Source organism: Microbacterium sp. LWH12-1.2 (assembly GCF_040675825.1).
In the GTDB taxonomy this organism is placed as follows: Bacteria; Actinomycetota; Actinomycetes; order Actinomycetales; family Microbacteriaceae; genus Microbacterium.
The window spans coordinates 2,328,245-2,344,108 of record NZ_JBEGIJ010000001.1; the positions used below are offsets into that span (position 1 = coordinate 2,328,245).

The window sequence follows — 15,864 nt, forward strand, 5'->3', positions numbered from 1 at the left end:
CCTCGGAATGAATGGGTGCTCCTAGCGTTGTCTCCCATGGCGCGCAACCGGCGCGCAACGACTTGGAGTCTCATGAGCACCACCGCCCGCGCCCAGAAAGCGCCAGATACCCGCGGACCCGTCCGGAAGCTGCTGACCTCGTTCGGCTTCCAGATCCTGGCCGCCCTCGTTCTCGGCATCGCCGCCGGCCTGCTGGCCCGTCAGCTCGGCGCCACGGCTGACGCTCCGAACGGACTCTCCGCCACGCTCGACACGATCGGCGGCTCCTACGTCACGCTGCTCCGTGCCGCCGTGGTCCCTCTGATCTTCACCGCCATCGTCGCCAGCATCTCGAACCTGCGTCGGGTGCAGAACGCCGCCCGCCTCGCCGGGCAGACGCTGCTGTGGTTCGCGATCACCGCGTTCATCGCCGTCACCATCGGCATCGTGCTCGGCCTGGTCATCCAGCCCGGATCCCGCGCGGGTGCAGGCCTCGAGCCCGGCGACCCGTACACGGTCGGCACCTGGTGGAACTTCCTGCTCGGGCTCATCCCGCAGAACTTCCTCGGCCTCAGCGTGAACAGCTCCTTCAACCCCGAGGCGGGCGCCGTCACGTCCAGCGTCGGCTTCAACATCCTGCAGGTCATCGTCGTCGCGACCGTGGTCGGCATCGCCGCACTCAAGGCCGGCAAGAAGGCCGAGCCGTTCCTCGTCTTCACCGAGTCGCTGCTGAAGGTCATCCAGCGCGTGCTGTGGTGGATCATCCGCATCGCCCCGCTCGGCACCTTCGGCCTCATCGGCGCGGCCGTTGTCGAGTACGGCTGGGACAAGCTCACCTCGCTCGCCTGGTTCGCCGCCGCGATCTACATCGGCCTCGCGCTCGTGCTCTTCGTGGTCTACCCGGCCATCGTGAAGACGCACGGCCTCTCGATCAAGCAGTACTTCTCGGGCGTCTGGCCCGCCGTGCAGCTGGCCTTCGTCAGCCGCTCCTCGATCGGCACGCTGCCCCTCACCGAGCGCGTCACCGAGCGCAACCTCGGCGTACCCCGCTCGTACGCATCGTTCGCCGTGCCATTCGGCGCGACGACGAAGATGGACGGATGCGCCGCGATCTACCCGGCCATCGCCGCGATCTTCGTCGCGCAGTTCTTCGGCATCGAGCTGAACATCGTGCAGTACCTGCTCATCGTTCTCGTCTCGGTCGTCGGCTCGGCGGCAACAGCCGGCACCACCGGCGCGACCGTGATGCTGACGCTCACGCTGTCGACGCTCGGCCTGCCGCTCGAGGGCGTCGGCCTGCTGCTCGCGATCGACCCGATCCTCGACATGGGCCGCACCGCGGTCAACGTCGCCGGCCAGGCGCTCGTCCCGACCATCGTCGCCAAGCGCGAGGGCATCCTCGACGAGGAGCTCTACAACGCTCCACGCGAGGGCCTTCCGTTCGCGGACGACTCCGGCGACTCGGATGACTCCGACGGCGTGCCGGAGACGGATGCCGTCAGTGACAAGGATCCGGAGCCGGTCGGCGCCCGCTGACCCGCTGCGTCACCCCTCGAGAGCGCCTCGTCCCCTGCGGGACGGGGCGCTTTCGGCATCCGGGTGACGGAGGCTCCGACGGCCTGCCGTTCACAATTCAGGAAGAACGCGGCCCGCAGGCATCCGGCTCCCCGAAATCACGCGGGCACTGCGCGTCCTGCCCCGCAAATCTCCGGAGTTATGGAGGCGGATGCGCCCCTACGCCCGCCCGGGCAACCGCAGCGCACCCCGAGTGTCGAGCGCGAGCTCCTCGGCATCCATCGCCGCGATCAGCTCGCGCATCACCTCCTCGTTCAACTTCCCGGCGTCGCGCTCCTGCCGCAGCACCTCGCGCCGCACCTGCAGCCACCCTCGCGACAGCTCCTCGAGCTCGGCGTAGGTCGGATGCGCAGGACCCGAACCGTCTGTGCTCGCCTGCGCCCGATCAGCATCGGTCTCCATCTTCAGCAGGCGCGTCTCGAAGGCGTCGAACCTTGCCGTGCTGCCTTTGCCGTGCTCTGCGATCCACTCGGAACGGCGCTGTTCGAGATACTCCTTACCCGCCTCCTTGCTGCGCGCACGGACTGCGGCGAGCTGGCGTCGGTCCTCCTCGTGCTCCGAATCGGCCACCACCCCGAGAACACGGATGAGCCACGGCAGCGTCAAGCCCTGCAACAGCAGCGTGCCGAGGGTGACGACATACGCGACGACGACGATCGCATGACCTGCGCCTCTGTCCAGGTCAGCCAGATCCGCGGCGGCGAGAGCCGTCGCGAGAGTGACGACCCCGCGCATCCCGGCCCAGGAGATGACGGCGTTGTCCTTCCAGGTCAGGGCGGGCGCGATCATCCGCCCGCGCAGCTGCTCCACGGACATCTGCGGCTTTCGCGGATGCTTCCCGCGCACCAACCGCGCCTGGACTCGGCCCGACTGCACCCGTCGGTCGAAGCGACGCAGCCGCACCTGCTGCTGGAAGCGACCCCACGCATTCGCGGGATACACGAACGCGGGGCGCACCAGCAGGACGGCGAGCAGCACGGCCCCGGACAGCAGCATCACATGAACGACGGATTCGTCGCCGAGGTCGCTGATCACTCGAGGGAACTGCAAGCCGATGTAGGCGAACACGAAGCTCTCCAGCAGGAAGTCGGCGGACAGCCACAGCGGCGCCTCCTGCTGCCTGGTCGTGTAGCTGGTGCTCGGCGAGTTGAAGCCGACGAACAGACCCATCGCGACGACAGCGAGCACACCCGATCCCCCGACGTGCTCGGCGATCGCATAGGCGCCGAACGGCACGAGCAGGCCGAAGGTACCGATGACGACGGGATCCGCGATCCGCAGGCGCAGCTGGTGGATGACGATGCCGAAGACCAGGCCGATACCGACGCCGAACACCACAGCGAGCGCGAACTGGCCGATGCCTTCCCAGACACTGACGGTGGCGCCGAGCACGATCGACGCGAACACCCGGTACAGCGTCAGCGAGGTCGCGTCGTTGATGAGGCTCTCTCCCGACAGCACGGTCATCACTCGTCGGGGCAGCCCGAGCTTGCGGCCGATCGCGGCGGCGGAGACGGCATCGGGCGGCGCGACGATCGCTCCGAGGAGCAGCGCGCCGGGCAGGGTCAGCGAGGGGAGGATCCACCAGGCGATGAGCCCGACCACCAGCGTCGTCACCAGCACCAGCCCGATGCCGAGACGACGGATCTGGGGAAGACTGCGCGCGAAGCTGATGAAGGAGACGTCGAGAGCGGCCGAGTACAGCAGCGGCGGCAGCACGAGGGTCAGCAGCAGATGACCGTCGATCTCGAGATTCGGCACGAACGGCACGAACGAAACGGCGAGCGCGACGACCGTGACCAGCAGCGGCGCCGGCCATCCGCGCCAGCGCGCGATGGCGGCGACGATGAGTGCGCCTGTGAGAACGAAGAAGATCCCGGCATCCATGGTCGAAGCGTAGCGGGATGACCCGTGGCGGCCGGGTCCGAAACCTCACTCTGCGGAGCGGAGCAGCCTGATGACCTCGGCGTCCTCGACCTGGCGGAAGTCCACGTAGTGCATGCCGACCGCCATGAACCCGGCGGGTGCGTACAGGCACACGATCTCGTCCGCCGCATCCGCGAGTTCGGCGAGCGAGTCGGGAGCAGCGACCGGCACAGCGAGCACGATGACGGCGGCGCCCCTCGCCCGCGCGATCGCGCAGGCCGCCCTGGCGGTCGCCCCGGTCGCGACACCGTCGTCGACGATGATCGCGGTGCGTCCGCGCAGATCGACGGCCGGCCGCCTGTCGCGGAACCGGGCGACACGCTGACCGATCTCCATCGTCTCTCTGGTCTCGATCTGCTCCAGGTCGCGAGGCGCGACGCCGGCGGCCACCCGTTGATCGAGCACTCTCGCCCCGTCCTCGCCCACAGCTCCCATCGCGAACTCCTCGTGACCGGGGAAGCCGAGCTTGCGGACGACGAGAACATCCAGCGGCGCATCGAGCACCCGCGCGACCTCCACCGCGACCGGGACACCACCGCGCGGCAGTCCCAGTACGACCGGGTCAGTGAGCGGATGCTCCGCCAATCGCTCAGCGAGCATCCGCCCCGCCTGCTTTCGATCTGCGAACCACACCGTCGCCGCCTCCGTCCTCCTTCTGGAGTACCCCCGAGCGATGGGCGGGTCAAGCCCTGTGGCGCCCGACGCCCGAGCCGCCCTCAGCCGCGGCCGTCGGCCAGCTCGTCGCGCAGACCTGCGTTCTCATCCTCGAGGTCGAGCACACGGCGGATCCCCGCAATATTGACCCCCTCCTCACGCAGGTCCGTCACTCGACGAAGCCGACCGATGTCTTCGTCGCTGTAGCGCCGAGTGCCGCCCTCGCTGCGCGACGGCGTGAGGAGCCCCTTGGCCTCGAACAGCCGCAGACTTGCCTCCGGCACCCCGCTCAATTGTGCCGCGACGGCGATCCCGTAGACCGGGAGCCGGGGATCACGTTCGGCCATTCTGAAAGTTTCCTTATCTCGGGTTGCATTGGATCTGAAGTTGTTCTATAAAAAATCTATACCACGAGTTGCAGATAATATGCAGCTCATTGCGATAGCCCGCAGGTGGGCAATACGAAAGGAGATCACTCATGTCACTGTCATTCGACCCGTTCAGCCAGCTGGACCGTTTCGCGGCTAGCGTGCTGGACTCCGTTCGGGCCCCGCGACTGATGCCGGTCGACCTCTACCGCGACGGGGATCGATACATCCTTCACGCCGACATGCCGGGCGTCGATCCGGGATCCATCGACGTGGACGTCGACGGAGCGCAGCTCTCGATCCGGGCTCAGCGCACCGCGGACACCCGTGAAGGCGTCCGCTGGCTCGCGCGCGAGCGGGGTGCAGGAATGTTCCTGCGCCAGTTCATGCTCGGCGACGGAGTGGATGCCGACAAGATCAGCGCGTCGTACGAGAGCGGCGTGCTCTCGGTCGTCATCCCGGTCAGCGAGCGCGCGAAACCGCGGAAGATCGCGGTCGAGTCCGGCGAACAGCGCCAGGCCATCGACGCCTGACCCGATCCCGGCAGTGGGGGTCGCGGCGGCGACCCCCACTGCGTAAAACCCATACGCCCAGAAGTTCCCAGAGAGGAGACATCATGACCATCCCGACATCCCTTGACGCCTTCCTGGCGGACATGGAATACCCCGCAACCAAGGACGACCTGCTGCGCGAAGCCGCGCGCGAGGGCCTTTCCGCGAGCGACTGTGCGCTTCTCGGAGACCTCCCCGATCAGAGCTTCGCCGCACGCTGGCACATCCGCTACTTCCTCGCTCGCGCGACGCTCGCGGACGCGCTCTTCGGGCACCCCCTGGTGAGCACGTAGCGCGAGCTTCCACCTTCTGAACCCTGAGGGGGAATGCCCCGCCGCCCCGCGAGGTTGGGGAGGAGGATGACTGCCACCGCCCTCTCCGTCCTAGACCTCGTTCCGGTACGCACCGGACAGACCAGTGCAGAGGCGGTGGCCGCATCACTGGCCCTCGCCGGGCGCGCGGATCAGCTCGGCTACCGTCGGTACTGGTTCGCCGAGCACCACAACATGCCGGCGGTCGCGTCGACGTCTCCGCCGGTGCTGATCGCCGCGGCATCCGGTCGCACCCGCCGCATCCGGCTCGGTTCGGGCGGTGTGATGCTCCCCAACCATGCCCCGCTCATCGTCGCCGAGCAGTTCGCCGCCCTCGAGGCGATCGCCCCGGGGCGGATCGACCTCGGCATCGGCCGCGCGCCGGGCAGCGACCCGGTGATCACCCAGTTGCTGCGCACGGCCGGCACCACCAGCGACGTCGAGCAGTTCCCGCGCCATGTGCAGGACATCTCGCTGCTGCTCTCCGACGAAGGCGCCACCGTGCGCTTCACCTCGGGCGGCGAGTACTCGGTGCACGCGACGCCCGCAGCCACCGGCGTGCCCGAGGTGTGGCTGCTCGGATCCAGCGACTACTCGGCACAGCTGGCCGCCGCGCAGGGGCTGCCGTACGTGTTCGCGAACCACTTCTCCGGAGAGGGGCTCGAACGCGCGCTCGACCTGTATCGCTCCGGGTTCCGGCCTTCCGAGGCACTCGCGGAGCCTCGCACGTTCCTCACTGTCAACGCCGTCGCCGCTCCCACCTCGGAGGAGGCGGAGGCCCGCGCCCTCCCGCAGCTGCGGATGATGGCCCGGTTGCGTCTCAACAAGCCGCTCACGGCGCTCGACACGGTCGAGCAGGCGCTGGCGGCGGAGACGGATGCCGCGACCGACCAGGTCGTGCAGGCCGCGCGGTCGCGCTGGTTCGTCGGCACCGGAGAGACGGTCGCCGCCGAGGTCCGTTCCTTCGCCGACCGATTCGGCGTCGACGAGGTCATGCTTTCGCCCGTGGCCGGATCCTTCGATGCGGAACCTCTCGCGGAGCCGTTCGGCCGGGCCCAGACGCTGGAGCTCATCGCCGCCGCGATCTGAGCGGGCGTGGCGCGCGGCTACGCCTCGGGCTCGCCGCTCAGGATGCCGCGCAGCCAGTCCCGCGCCTCGACGAACACGTCGTCGGCGTAGCGCTCCGGGTACTGAACGATCTGCCGGTCGGCACGCGGGTACGAGCCGAGGAACACCACACGCGGGCTGAACCGGCGGATGCCGAGCACGGCGTCGGCCATCCGCTCGTGCTCGATGTGGCCGTCGGCGTCGATGACGAAGCGGTAGCGTCCGAGCTCGTCGCCGATCGGCCGCGACTCGATGAGCGAGAGGTTGATGCCCCGCGTCGAGAACTGCTCGAGCATCTCGAGCAGCGAACCGGGATGGTCGTGCGGCAGCTCGACGATCATGGATGTCTTGTCGGCCCCGGTCGGCGCGGGCGGCCGCGCGGTGCGGGTGACGAGCACGAAGCGGGTGACGGCCTGGGCGTTGTCGCCGATCTCGGTCGCCAGCACGTCGACGTCGTAGTGCCGCACGATCCCCGGAGGGGCGATGGCGGCCTGCACCGGCAGGGTGCCGTCGAGCATGCCGATGGCGGAGGCGACGTTGCTCGCAGCGGGGACGTGCGAGTGCGCGGGAAGATGCTCACCGAGCCATCCGTGGCACTGCGCGTAGGCGACGGGATGCGCCGCGATGACCTGCACGTCGTCGAGCGTCGTTCCACGGGGCGCCACGAGGACGAAGTTCACCTTCACCAGATACTCGCCGATGATGCGGAGCCCCGGTAGCGTCGCCAGTGCATCCTGCGTGGTGGACACCCCGCCCTCGACGGAGTTCTCGATCGCGATCATCGCCGCATGACTGCGACCTTCCAGCACATCGGCGAACGCCTCACCGGCGTTGTGCACGGCGCGCCAGTCCTGGCCGCGGGCTTCCGCGACCTGCTCGAGCGCCGCCTCGGTGAATGTTCCGGCAGGGCCGAGGTAGCTGTAGGTACGGCGTTCAGTCACGCGTTTCACCTTAGCCCTCGGCGCCCTGCGCGTAATCCGCCCGGATCGCGGATGCGGTCCCGCCGCACAGAGGGCAGACTGAGTGCATGACGAGCCGTGCCGGCCTCCCCGCGGAGGAAACTGACCTCATCGATGTCGACGAACTGATCGCCGCTTATTACGACCGCATCCCGAAGCCCGATGTCGCCGCTGAGCGCGTGGCCTTCGGCACCAGTGGTCATCGCGGGTCTTCGCTGTCGGGCAGCTTCAACGAGAACCACATCCTCGCGACGACGCAGGCCATCGTCGACTACCGCGACAGTCAGGGCATCCGTGGTCCGCTGTTCCTCGGCCGCGACACCCACGCGCTGTCTCTCCCGGCGGAGCGCAGTGCGATCGAGGTATTGGTCGCGAACGGCATCGACGTCCGCGTCGATTCCCGCGACTCGTATGTGCCGACCCCGGCGCTCAGTCACGCGATCCTCACCTTCAACCGCGATCTGGCGGCGGATGCTGCGGGCCGAGCCGATGGCATCGTCGTCACGCCGAGCCACAACCCGCCTCGCGACGGCGGCTTCAAGTACAACCCCCCGCACGGCGGCCCCGCCGATACCGATGCCACCAGCTGGATCGCCGACCGCGCGAACGAGCTGATCGCCACCGGCCTCGAGGGTGTCAAGCGGGAGCGCTTCGCCGACGTCGACTGGGACGCGCTCCCCGCCTATGACTTCCGCGACGCCTACGTGCGCGACCTCGCCTCGATCATCGACGTCGACGCGATCCGCAAGGCGGGCGTCCGCATCGGGGCTGATCCGCTGGGCGGAGCATCCGTCGAATACTGGGCGCTCATCGCCGAGGTCTACGAACTCGACCTCACCGTGGTGAACCCCGAAGTCGACCCGACGTGGCGTTTCATGACGCTGGACTGGGACGAGAAGATCCGGATGGATCCGTCGTCACCCTCGGCGATGGCCTCGCTCGTCGCCAAGAAGGGCGACTACGACGTGCTGACCGGCAACGACGCCGACGCCGATCGGCACGGCATCGTCACCCCGGATGCCGGGCTGATGAACCCGAACCACTACCTCGCGGTCGCCATCGACTACCTGTTCTCGCACCGCGCCGAGTGGCCGCGGGATGCCGCGATCGGCAAGACCCTGGTCTCGTCGATGATCATCGACCGCGTCGCCGAGTCGCTCGGCCGGCGTCTGCTCGAGGTTCCGGTCGGATTCAAGTGGTTCGTGCCCGGGCTGCTCGACGGCTCTGTCGCCTTCGGCGGCGAGGAGTCGGCCGGAGCATCGTTCCTGCGCAAGGACGGCTCGGTCTGGTCGACCGACAAGGACGGCATCCTGCTCTGCCTTCTGGCCGCCGAGATCATCGCGGTCACCGGGAAGACTCCGTCGGAGCGCTATGCCGAGCTGGAGCAGGCCTTCGGAGCATCCGCCTACCAGCGAGTCGATGCCGCCGCGACCCCGGAGCAGAAGGCGACCCTCGGCAAGCTCGCACCGGAGAGCATCTCCGCGACGACCCTCGCCGGCGAGCCGATCACGGCGAAGCTCTCGCACGCCCCCGGCAATGGCGCGGCGATCGGCGGCCTGAAGGTGCAGACGGAGCACGCATGGTTCGCCGCCCGTCCGTCCGGCACCGAAGACGTCTACAAGCTCTATGCCGAGAGCCTGCTCGGCCCTGAGCACCTCGCCGAGGTGCAGGAAGAGGCCCGCGCCGTCGTGTCGGCCGCTCTGGGCGGCTGACACCGTCCCCCGACGCCGCCTGACCGCAGTTCAGGGAGAGGTTTCACCGGTTCCCACGGCCTGGAACCGGTCGAAACCATCCCCGAACGCGTGTGACGCTCAGCTCAGGATGCTGCGGCCCGGGCGAGTGCAGCGCCGGCCTCGCGCAGCCAGCGTGCGGGCTCCGCGAGGGCGGCCGCCGGCGACCCGGCGAGGTCGGTGAGCGAAGCGGATGCCACGAACAGCGTCGTATCGGCATCCGAGGTGATCCGACCGGCGGCGAGCATCGCGCGCACTCCGGCGTCCTCGGCAAGGCCCGCGACGAACGAGGGCACCTTGCCGTCTCCGGACTGTCCGTCGAAGGACCCTTCGCCGGTGATCACGATGTCCGCGCCGGCCAGAGCCTCCGCGACGCCGATCAACTGTGCGACCTCGGCAGAGCCCGGCGCGAGAGTCGCGCCCCAGGCCACGAGCGCCGCTCCGGTACCGCCGGCCGCTCCCGAACCGGGGAACGACGCGTCGATGTCGAGCAGCCTGGCGAGCTGCTCCAGACCGGCGTCGACGACGGCGATGTCGCCTTCGACGAGTCCCTTCTGCGGCCCGAACACCGCTGCCGCGCCGCGTGGGCCGGTCAGCGGATTGGTGACGTCGGTGAGCACCCGCACCTCCGGCGCCGGCCGGAGCCCGCTGAGGTCGACGTCGGCGATGTCGGCGAGTCCTCGCGCTCCCGACACGACCGGCGCGCCGGCGGCATCGAGGAATCGGGCGCCGAGCGCGGTGAGCAGACCGGTGCCGCCATCCGTCGACGCACTCGACCCGATGCCGACCACAAGGCGCGAGACGCCGTGGTCGAGGGCCGCGACGACGGCCTGCCCGAAGCCGGTCGTGTCGGCATCCCACGGCCGCAGCTCGTCCAGCAGTTCGATGCCCGAGGTGGAGGCCAGGTCGATGACGGCGGTTCCGTCTGGGGCATCTGCAGAGGCGGGCAGCAGCAGCCACGCGGTCTCGACCGGTGTGCCGGCGGGGCCGTCCACGACGAGAGGCATGCGCTGCGCGCCTGCGACGGCCGCTGCGAACGCGGCGACCGTGCCTTCGCCGCCGTCGGCCATCGGGCGGAAGACGAACGATGCGGCGGCATCGACGGACGCCCACCCCTCGGCAAGCGCAGACGCCGCATCCGCCGCGGTGATCGTGCCCTTGAAGCTGTCCGGTGCCAGTACGACCTTCATCCGAGCTCCTTTTCCGCGGCGCCGCCGGTCGCGAGCGCGGGCGTGCTCGCGCGCACGATGACGTCGAGCGGGAGCGGCCCCTGCTTCCAGTCGGGATCGATCGTCGCGCGGAACGCCTGGTAGCCGACGTCGGTCAGCGGGACGTGCACGGTCGTGAGCGGCGGGGTGACGTCAAGACTCGACGGCACGTCGTCGAAGCCGCAGACGGCGATGTCCGCACCGATCTCGCGTCCGGCGTCGCGGATGGCGGTCATCGCGCCGATCGCGACGACGTCGCTGATCGCGAAGACGAGCGTGCCGCGGTCGATGCCGTCTGCCAGCGCCTCCGCCATGGTGTCCGTTCCCGACTCCCGCCGGAAGTCGCCCCGGTAGATCTTCTGCACCGCGCCGCCGCCTGCACCGAAGCCGCGACGGAATCCGTCGAGTCGCGCATCGGAGGTGTCCACCCCCGCCGCGGCGGCCAGCGCCACCGCCGAACGGTATCCGAGATCGGCCATCCGGCGTCCGAGCGCCTCAGCGCCGGCGGCGTTGTCGATCTGGACGCTGCGCTCCCCCGCCTCACCTGCGCCGAGAGCGACGACCTGACCACCGAACCGGGCGAACTCCGCCAGCTCCTGTCTGGTCTCCTGCTCCATGGGCTCGTGCGTGCGCGACGCAGCGAGAATGAGCCCCTGCGGTCGCTGACCACGCAACGCCCGCACGATCCGCTTCTCCCTGGCGGGGTCGCGTTCCGTGATCGCGATGGTCACGACGAGGCCGTGCTCGTCGGCACCGCGCGCGACACCCGAGGCGATCAGGCCGAAGTAGGGGTCGGCGATGTCCGCGACGAGCAGCGCGATGACCGGTGAGGTCCCGCGGGCGGTGGCCTGCGCCGACACGTTCGCTGTGTATCCGAGTTCTTCGGCTGCCTGCTCGACCCGTTCCCGGAACGACTCGGCGACTTTTCGCTCCGACCCGTTCAGGACGCGGGATGCCGTGGCCAGCGACACTCCGGCGACGCGCGCGACGTCTTCCAGCGTGGGAGCGCTGTGTCGGCCCGGCCGTGTCGCGCGAACGCGGAAGGGGCTTTCCGGAGTCGGCTCGGACGTATCCATGAACCGAGCATAGCGGCGTCGCCCACCCGGACCCGGCGCGTCCCTCCATCGTGGCAATCGGTTGCCGGACCAATCGCCGGACCCCGCGCCCTTCCGCCTCCGAATCAGGCCATGCGCTCGAGGGTGCTCCGCGCGATCGCGTGCTGCAGCGGCCGGCCTCCGACCAGGCGTTCGAGCTCCTCGGCGACGAGCTGCCCCATCGCTCCACGATCAGTGCCCATGGAGCCGGCCACGTGCGGCGTCAGCTCGACGTTCTCCAGGTCCCAGAGCGCCGAATCCGGCGCCGGCGGCTCCTGTGCGGTGACGTCCAGCAGCGCGGTCAGATCGGGGCGACGGCGGAACACGTCGATCAGGTCAGCCTCGGCGATCAGGCCACCCCGCGCGGTGTTGATGAGCGTGGCACCCTCCGGCATCCGCTCCAGGAGGCGGGCGTCGATCATCCCCTCCGTCGCCGGGAGGAGAGGCGCGTGCAGGCTCACGACGTCGGCACGGTCGAACAGCTCGTCCAGCGACACGAGGGAGACGCCCAGCTCGGCAGCGGCCGCCGCATCCGCGAACGGGTCAGCGGCGAGCAGGATGAGATCCGAGCCGCGCAGCCGCTCCGCCACTCGCCGTCCGATCTCCCCCAGCGCGACCAGGCCGACGACGCTCCCCCTGGTACCGGAAGCGGCCTGGGCCGCGGCGAGAGTGCGCTCGGCACGATACCGGCGGCGGGATGCCGGCACTCCGCGAGCCGCCAGAACGATCTGCGCGGCGGTCATCTCGGCGACCGGCTCGGCGTTGGCGGAGGCCGCGGAGACGATCGAGAGTCCGCGCGCCCAGAAGTCATCCGTGATCAGGTGCTTCACGGATCCCGCACCGTGCAGCACTGCCCGCAACCGCGGGGCTCGGGCGAGCAGTTGGGCATCGATGACGGGCGCACCCCAGCCGGTGAGGAGCACGTCGGTGTCGCGCAGCGCCTCCGGATCGGCCGCGAGCTGCTGCGCCGTGAGGAACGGGCGCTCCAGGTCCGCGATACGGTCGATATCGGCCAGCACGTCGGCGGGATAGACATCCCCTCGACGCCGCTCCTCCATCACCAGACGCACTCGAAACTTCTCGTCTCTATCGACCACTTCGTCTCCCGACATCATCACGATTGAAAGCGAAACATCCGATCAATGATTGACAGTGTTCGCATCCCTAGGTTAGATTCGCCATCGACGTCTTGCAAAGTGGCAAGCGTTTGCCAAAACCCTGGAGAAACCATGCACACAAAGATGAAAGCAGCCGCAGTCCTGGGCGTCGTCACGCTTGCGCTCGCCGGCTGCTCCAGCGCAGCCGCCCCCGAAGGCGACAGCTCGGGCGTCAAGCAGGACGAAGAGGCCGTCCTCGAAGTCTGGACCCGCACCACCCCCGGCAGCCCGAGCGAGGCTGCGACGATCCGACAGGTCGAAGCATTCATGGAGGCCACCGGCTACAAAGCCGAGGTCACCGCGATCTTCGATGACTTCGAGATCAAGCTCGCTCAGCGCGCCGGCCAGAAGGACCTGCCGGACATCGTGCTCAACGACGTCAGCCAGCTCGGCACGATGCAGTCGCAGGGCATCCTCCGCGAGGTCGACCTCAAGGACATCAAGAACTCGAAGAACATGACAGCGCAGGCCCTCGAGGCCGGCAAGGCCATCGACGGCAAGACCTACGGCATCCCTTACTCCGCTCAGGCGAACGCGCTCATGATCCGCAGCGACTGGCTGGCGAACCTGGGCCTCGAGGCACCGACCGACTGGGACGAGATGCTCGCCGTCGCCGAGGCGTTCACGAAGAACGACCCCGACGGCAACGGCCAGGCCGACACCTACGGACTCGCCGTTCCCGGTTCGACCAAGCGCGGCTACGCCTCCTGGTACTTCTCGAACTTCCTCTGGGCTGCGGGCGGCGACTTCATCACCGGCTCCGGCGACGAGTGGCTGCCGTCGATGACCACGGACGAGGCGATCGAGGCGACCACCTGGTTCCGCGACCTGCAGTGCACGGCCGGCGTCATCCAGCCGGGAGCCCCGAGCATGGACACCCCGCCGACGAACGAGGCCTTCGAGTCCGGCGTCGCGGGCATGTACGTGACCGGCCCCTACATGATGCCGCGCTTCGACAAGGTGCTCGGCGCCGACAAGTACACCGTGGTCCCGGCGCCTGAGGGCCCGAAGGACGCCTCGGTGCTCGCTGAGGGCGGCACGGTCTACCTGATGGCCGGCTCCGAGAACGAGAAGGGTCAGACGGCTTTCGCCGACTGGTACGTCGGCGAAGAATCGCAGACCTACGGCATGGAGGGCACGGATGCCTTCGCCATCCAGCTCCCGGTCAACGAGAAGGTCGACATCAGCGAGGTCCGCGACGACCCCCGCTGGGAGACGTTCGCGACCGCCTACAAGGAGAGCGGCCACTACGCGCCGACCATCCCGAGCTGGACGCCGGTACGCCAGATGAGCGCTGACACCATCAACGCCCTGCTCGCTGACTGCTCCCTCGACGTCGAAGAAGAACTCACCAAGCTCGACGGCAAGCTGACGGCCGAGCTCCTGACGCAGGGAATCCTCAAGCAGTGACAATCCACACAGCCGACGCCGTGAACACGGCAGACGCTCCGAAGTCGGCGGCGGGGACCAGCGTGTCCCCGCCGCCCGCCCGGCGGCGTGGCCGCCATCGCGTACAGGGACAGTGGTGGGTCCCGTGGGCCTTCCTCATGCCCGCCCTGCTGCTGTTCCTCGTCTTCCGCTACATCCCCATGGTCCAGGCCATCGGCATGTCGGTCGAGAACGTCCGCCCTTACCTCGGCAACGAGTTCGTCGGGCTGAAGAACTACGAGACGATCCTCTCCGATCCGGCCTTCCGCGACGCGACGATCAACACCCTCGTCCTGGCATTCGGTCAGACGCTCGGATGCCTGGTGCTCGGCTTCCTGCTGGCACTCCTCCTCGAGGGCCAGACCCGCAAGCTCTCCTTCATCCGCTCCGCCGCCTTCCTCCCGGTCGTCGTTCCGATGGCCGTGATCGCCGAGCTGTGGCGGATCATGTACCACCCGACCGACAACGGGTTCCTGAACTCCATCATCGGGATCGTCGGCCTCGCCCCCAGTGAGTACATCAACAGCCCGGACTCGGCCATGTGGTCGATCATGCTGATGGGCATCTGGCGCGGCGGCCCCTACGACATGATGATCATCCTCGCGGGACTCGCCGGCATCGACCGAGGGCTCTACGAGGCCGCGACCGTCGACGGTGCGAACCGCTGGCAGCGCATCCTGCACGTCACTCTTCCGGGACTCCGCCCGGTGTTCTCGATCCTGTTCATCCTCGCCGCCATCCGCGGCTTCCGGGTGTTCACCGAGGTGTACCTCATGACCAACGGCGGCCCGAACGGCGCTACCGAGGTCGTGATGACCCTCCTCTACAAACTCGGCCTGGAACAGCAGAAGCTGGGCGTCGGTTCGGCCGGAGCCGTGCTGCTGTTCCTCGCGACGCTGGTGCTGACCCTCGCGGTGCAGCTGATGCTGCGAAGGAAGAAGGACGCATGACCGCCGGAACGGATACCGCCCTCGGACTCACCGAGAGCCGCACCATCGTCGGGATCGGCGTGAAGGTGCTGCTGTACGCGGTCGTCGTCGCGCTGTTCGCCGGCCCCCTGCTCGCGCTGCTCTCCGGCGCGTTCAGCGAGGTCAACGACCCGACCGAGCTCAGCATCATTCCGAACCGGCCGACGCTGGAGAACTTCTCCGTCGCGTTCGACTTCGGCGTGCTCGGCTACCTCATGAACTCGTTCTTCGTCGTCGGCTTCGGTCTGCTCCTGCAGGTGATCGTCTCGGTCCTCGCCGGTTACGCCCTCGCCCGCAAGAAGTTCCGCTTCTCGGCGCTGGCGCTGGTCGCGATCCTCGCGACGATGATGCTGCCCGATGAGATCCTGGCGCTGCCGCTGTCGATCCTGTTGGCCGACATCCCCTTCCTGCACATCAACCTGATGGGCACCCTCGCGGGCATGATCGTGCCGATCGGCGCCTGGGCGTTCTCGATCCTGGTGATGACCGAGTTCATGAAGGACGTGCCCCTCGAGCTCGAGGAGGCCGCGCGCATCGACGGCGCCAGCGAGCTGCGTGTGTTCGCGCAGATCATCGTGCCGCTGTGCAAGCCGGCCATCGGCGTCATCGGGGTCTTCGGATTCACGATGATCTGGGACCAGTACCTGCTGCCGCTGCTCGTCTCGACCTCCAGCGACACGTACACGCTGCCGCTGGCGCTGCGCACCCTGCGCATCGAACCGGAGGTCACCCCCGGCGTGGTGATGGCGGCATCGCTGCTCGCGCTCGCCCCCTCGGTGATCGTGTTCCTCCTGTTCCAGCGCTCGTTCGCTCGCGGACTCACCTCCGGCGCGCTCAAGGGCTGATCGA

The 15,864-nt window shown here is 68.7% G+C and carries 15 protein-coding genes; 8 read left to right on the forward strand and 7 right to left on the reverse strand.

The window, feature by feature from the left end:
- Window positions 1-72: 72 nt before the first annotated feature.
- A complete protein-coding gene (locus MRBLWH12_RS11270) occupies window positions 73-1,515 on the forward strand; it encodes a dicarboxylate/amino acid:cation symporter (RefSeq protein WP_363548883.1) in 1,443 nt (480 codons plus the stop codon).
- Window positions 1,516-1,713: 198 nt separating this feature from the next.
- Here the strand turns inward: MRBLWH12_RS11270 and MRBLWH12_RS11275 are convergent, their stop codons facing one another.
- The 3 genes from MRBLWH12_RS11275 to MRBLWH12_RS11285 form a co-directional block, all read right to left on the reverse strand.
- The gene (locus tag MRBLWH12_RS11275) at window positions 1,714-3,441 is read right to left on the reverse strand and encodes a cation:proton antiporter (RefSeq protein WP_363548885.1); all 1,728 of its coding nucleotides are present in this window, start codon (window positions 3,439-3,441) and stop codon (window positions 1,714-1,716) included.
- Between the two features lie 45 nt (window positions 3,442-3,486).
- Window positions 3,487-4,113, reverse strand: coding sequence for a phosphoribosyltransferase (locus MRBLWH12_RS11280; protein WP_363548887.1), 627 nt, complete (start codon window positions 4,111-4,113; stop codon window positions 3,487-3,489).
- A gap of 83 nt (window positions 4,114-4,196) precedes the next feature.
- A complete protein-coding gene (locus tag MRBLWH12_RS11285; protein WP_363548889.1) occupies window positions 4,197-4,481 on the reverse strand; it encodes a MerR family transcriptional regulator in 285 nt (94 codons plus the stop codon).
- A 131-nt stretch (window positions 4,482-4,612) separates the two neighbouring features.
- On the opposite strand from MRBLWH12_RS11285, the gene MRBLWH12_RS11290 reads away from it, so the two are divergent.
- From MRBLWH12_RS11290 to MRBLWH12_RS11300, 3 genes are all read left to right on the forward strand, one after another.
- A complete protein-coding gene (locus MRBLWH12_RS11290) occupies window positions 4,613-5,035 on the forward strand; it encodes an Hsp20/alpha crystallin family protein (RefSeq protein ID WP_102191392.1) in 423 nt (140 codons plus the stop codon).
- An 83-nt stretch (window positions 5,036-5,118) separates the two neighbouring features.
- Window positions 5,119-5,346 carry a DUF2795 domain-containing protein gene (locus tag MRBLWH12_RS11295; RefSeq protein WP_363548891.1) on the forward strand — a complete coding sequence of 76 codons (228 nt, stop codon included), beginning with the start codon at window positions 5,119-5,121 and terminating at the stop codon, window positions 5,344-5,346.
- A 66-nt stretch (window positions 5,347-5,412) separates the two neighbouring features.
- Window positions 5,413-6,453 carry an LLM class flavin-dependent oxidoreductase gene (locus tag MRBLWH12_RS11300; RefSeq protein WP_363548893.1) on the forward strand — a complete coding sequence of 347 codons (1,041 nt, stop codon included), beginning with the start codon at window positions 5,413-5,415 and terminating at the stop codon, window positions 6,451-6,453.
- A 17-nt stretch (window positions 6,454-6,470) separates the two neighbouring features.
- Here MRBLWH12_RS11300 and pheA read toward each other — a convergent pair whose 3' ends face one another.
- A complete protein-coding gene (gene pheA / locus MRBLWH12_RS11305; RefSeq protein ID WP_363548895.1) occupies window positions 6,471-7,421 on the reverse strand; it encodes a prephenate dehydratase in 951 nt (316 codons plus the stop codon).
- A 77-nt stretch (window positions 7,422-7,498) separates the two neighbouring features.
- Here pheA and pgm point away from each other — a divergent pair, with 77 nt between their 5' ends.
- Complete coding sequence (gene pgm / locus MRBLWH12_RS11310) at window positions 7,499-9,142, forward strand: phosphoglucomutase (alpha-D-glucose-1,6-bisphosphate-dependent) (RefSeq protein ID WP_341977649.1); 1,644 nt, start codon at window positions 7,499-7,501, stop codon at window positions 9,140-9,142.
- 104 nt (window positions 9,143-9,246) lie between these two features.
- Here pgm and MRBLWH12_RS11315 read toward each other — a convergent pair whose 3' ends face one another.
- The 3 genes from MRBLWH12_RS11315 to MRBLWH12_RS11325 all read right to left on the reverse strand — a co-directional run bounded on the left by MRBLWH12_RS11315 (window position 9,247) and on the right by MRBLWH12_RS11325 (window position 12,559).
- Window positions 9,247-10,350 carry a glycerate kinase gene (locus tag MRBLWH12_RS11315; protein ID WP_363548897.1) on the reverse strand — a complete coding sequence of 368 codons (1,104 nt, stop codon included), beginning with the start codon at window positions 10,348-10,350 and terminating at the stop codon, window positions 9,247-9,249.
- On the reverse strand, window positions 10,347-11,444 hold the full coding sequence (locus MRBLWH12_RS11320; protein WP_363548899.1) for a LacI family DNA-binding transcriptional regulator: 1,098 nt from the start codon (window positions 11,442-11,444) through the stop codon (window positions 10,347-10,349). The genes MRBLWH12_RS11315 and MRBLWH12_RS11320 overlap by 4 nt, the downstream gene beginning before the upstream one ends.
- A gap of 104 nt (window positions 11,445-11,548) precedes the next feature.
- On the reverse strand, window positions 11,549-12,559 hold the full coding sequence (locus MRBLWH12_RS11325; protein WP_363548901.1) for a hydroxyacid dehydrogenase: 1,011 nt from the start codon (window positions 12,557-12,559) through the stop codon (window positions 11,549-11,551).
- A 132-nt stretch (window positions 12,560-12,691) separates the two neighbouring features.
- On the opposite strand from MRBLWH12_RS11325, the gene MRBLWH12_RS11330 reads away from it, so the two are divergent.
- Genes MRBLWH12_RS11330 through MRBLWH12_RS11340 form a run of 3 tightly spaced genes read left to right on the forward strand, consistent with a single transcriptional unit; the run spans window position 12,692 to window position 15,860 of the window.
- Window positions 12,692-14,029, forward strand: coding sequence for a sugar ABC transporter substrate-binding protein (locus MRBLWH12_RS11330; RefSeq protein ID WP_341977643.1), 1,338 nt, complete (start codon window positions 12,692-12,694; stop codon window positions 14,027-14,029).
- The gene (locus MRBLWH12_RS11335; RefSeq protein ID WP_363548904.1) at window positions 14,026-14,997 is read left to right on the forward strand and encodes a carbohydrate ABC transporter permease; all 972 of its coding nucleotides are present in this window, start codon (window positions 14,026-14,028) and stop codon (window positions 14,995-14,997) included. Before MRBLWH12_RS11330 ends, MRBLWH12_RS11335 begins: the two co-directional genes overlap by 4 nt.
- Window positions 14,994-15,860 carry a carbohydrate ABC transporter permease gene (locus tag MRBLWH12_RS11340; RefSeq protein WP_363548906.1) on the forward strand — a complete coding sequence of 289 codons (867 nt, stop codon included), beginning with the start codon at window positions 14,994-14,996 and terminating at the stop codon, window positions 15,858-15,860. The genes MRBLWH12_RS11335 and MRBLWH12_RS11340 overlap by 4 nt, the downstream gene beginning before the upstream one ends.
- Window positions 15,861-15,864: the final 4 nt, after the last annotated feature.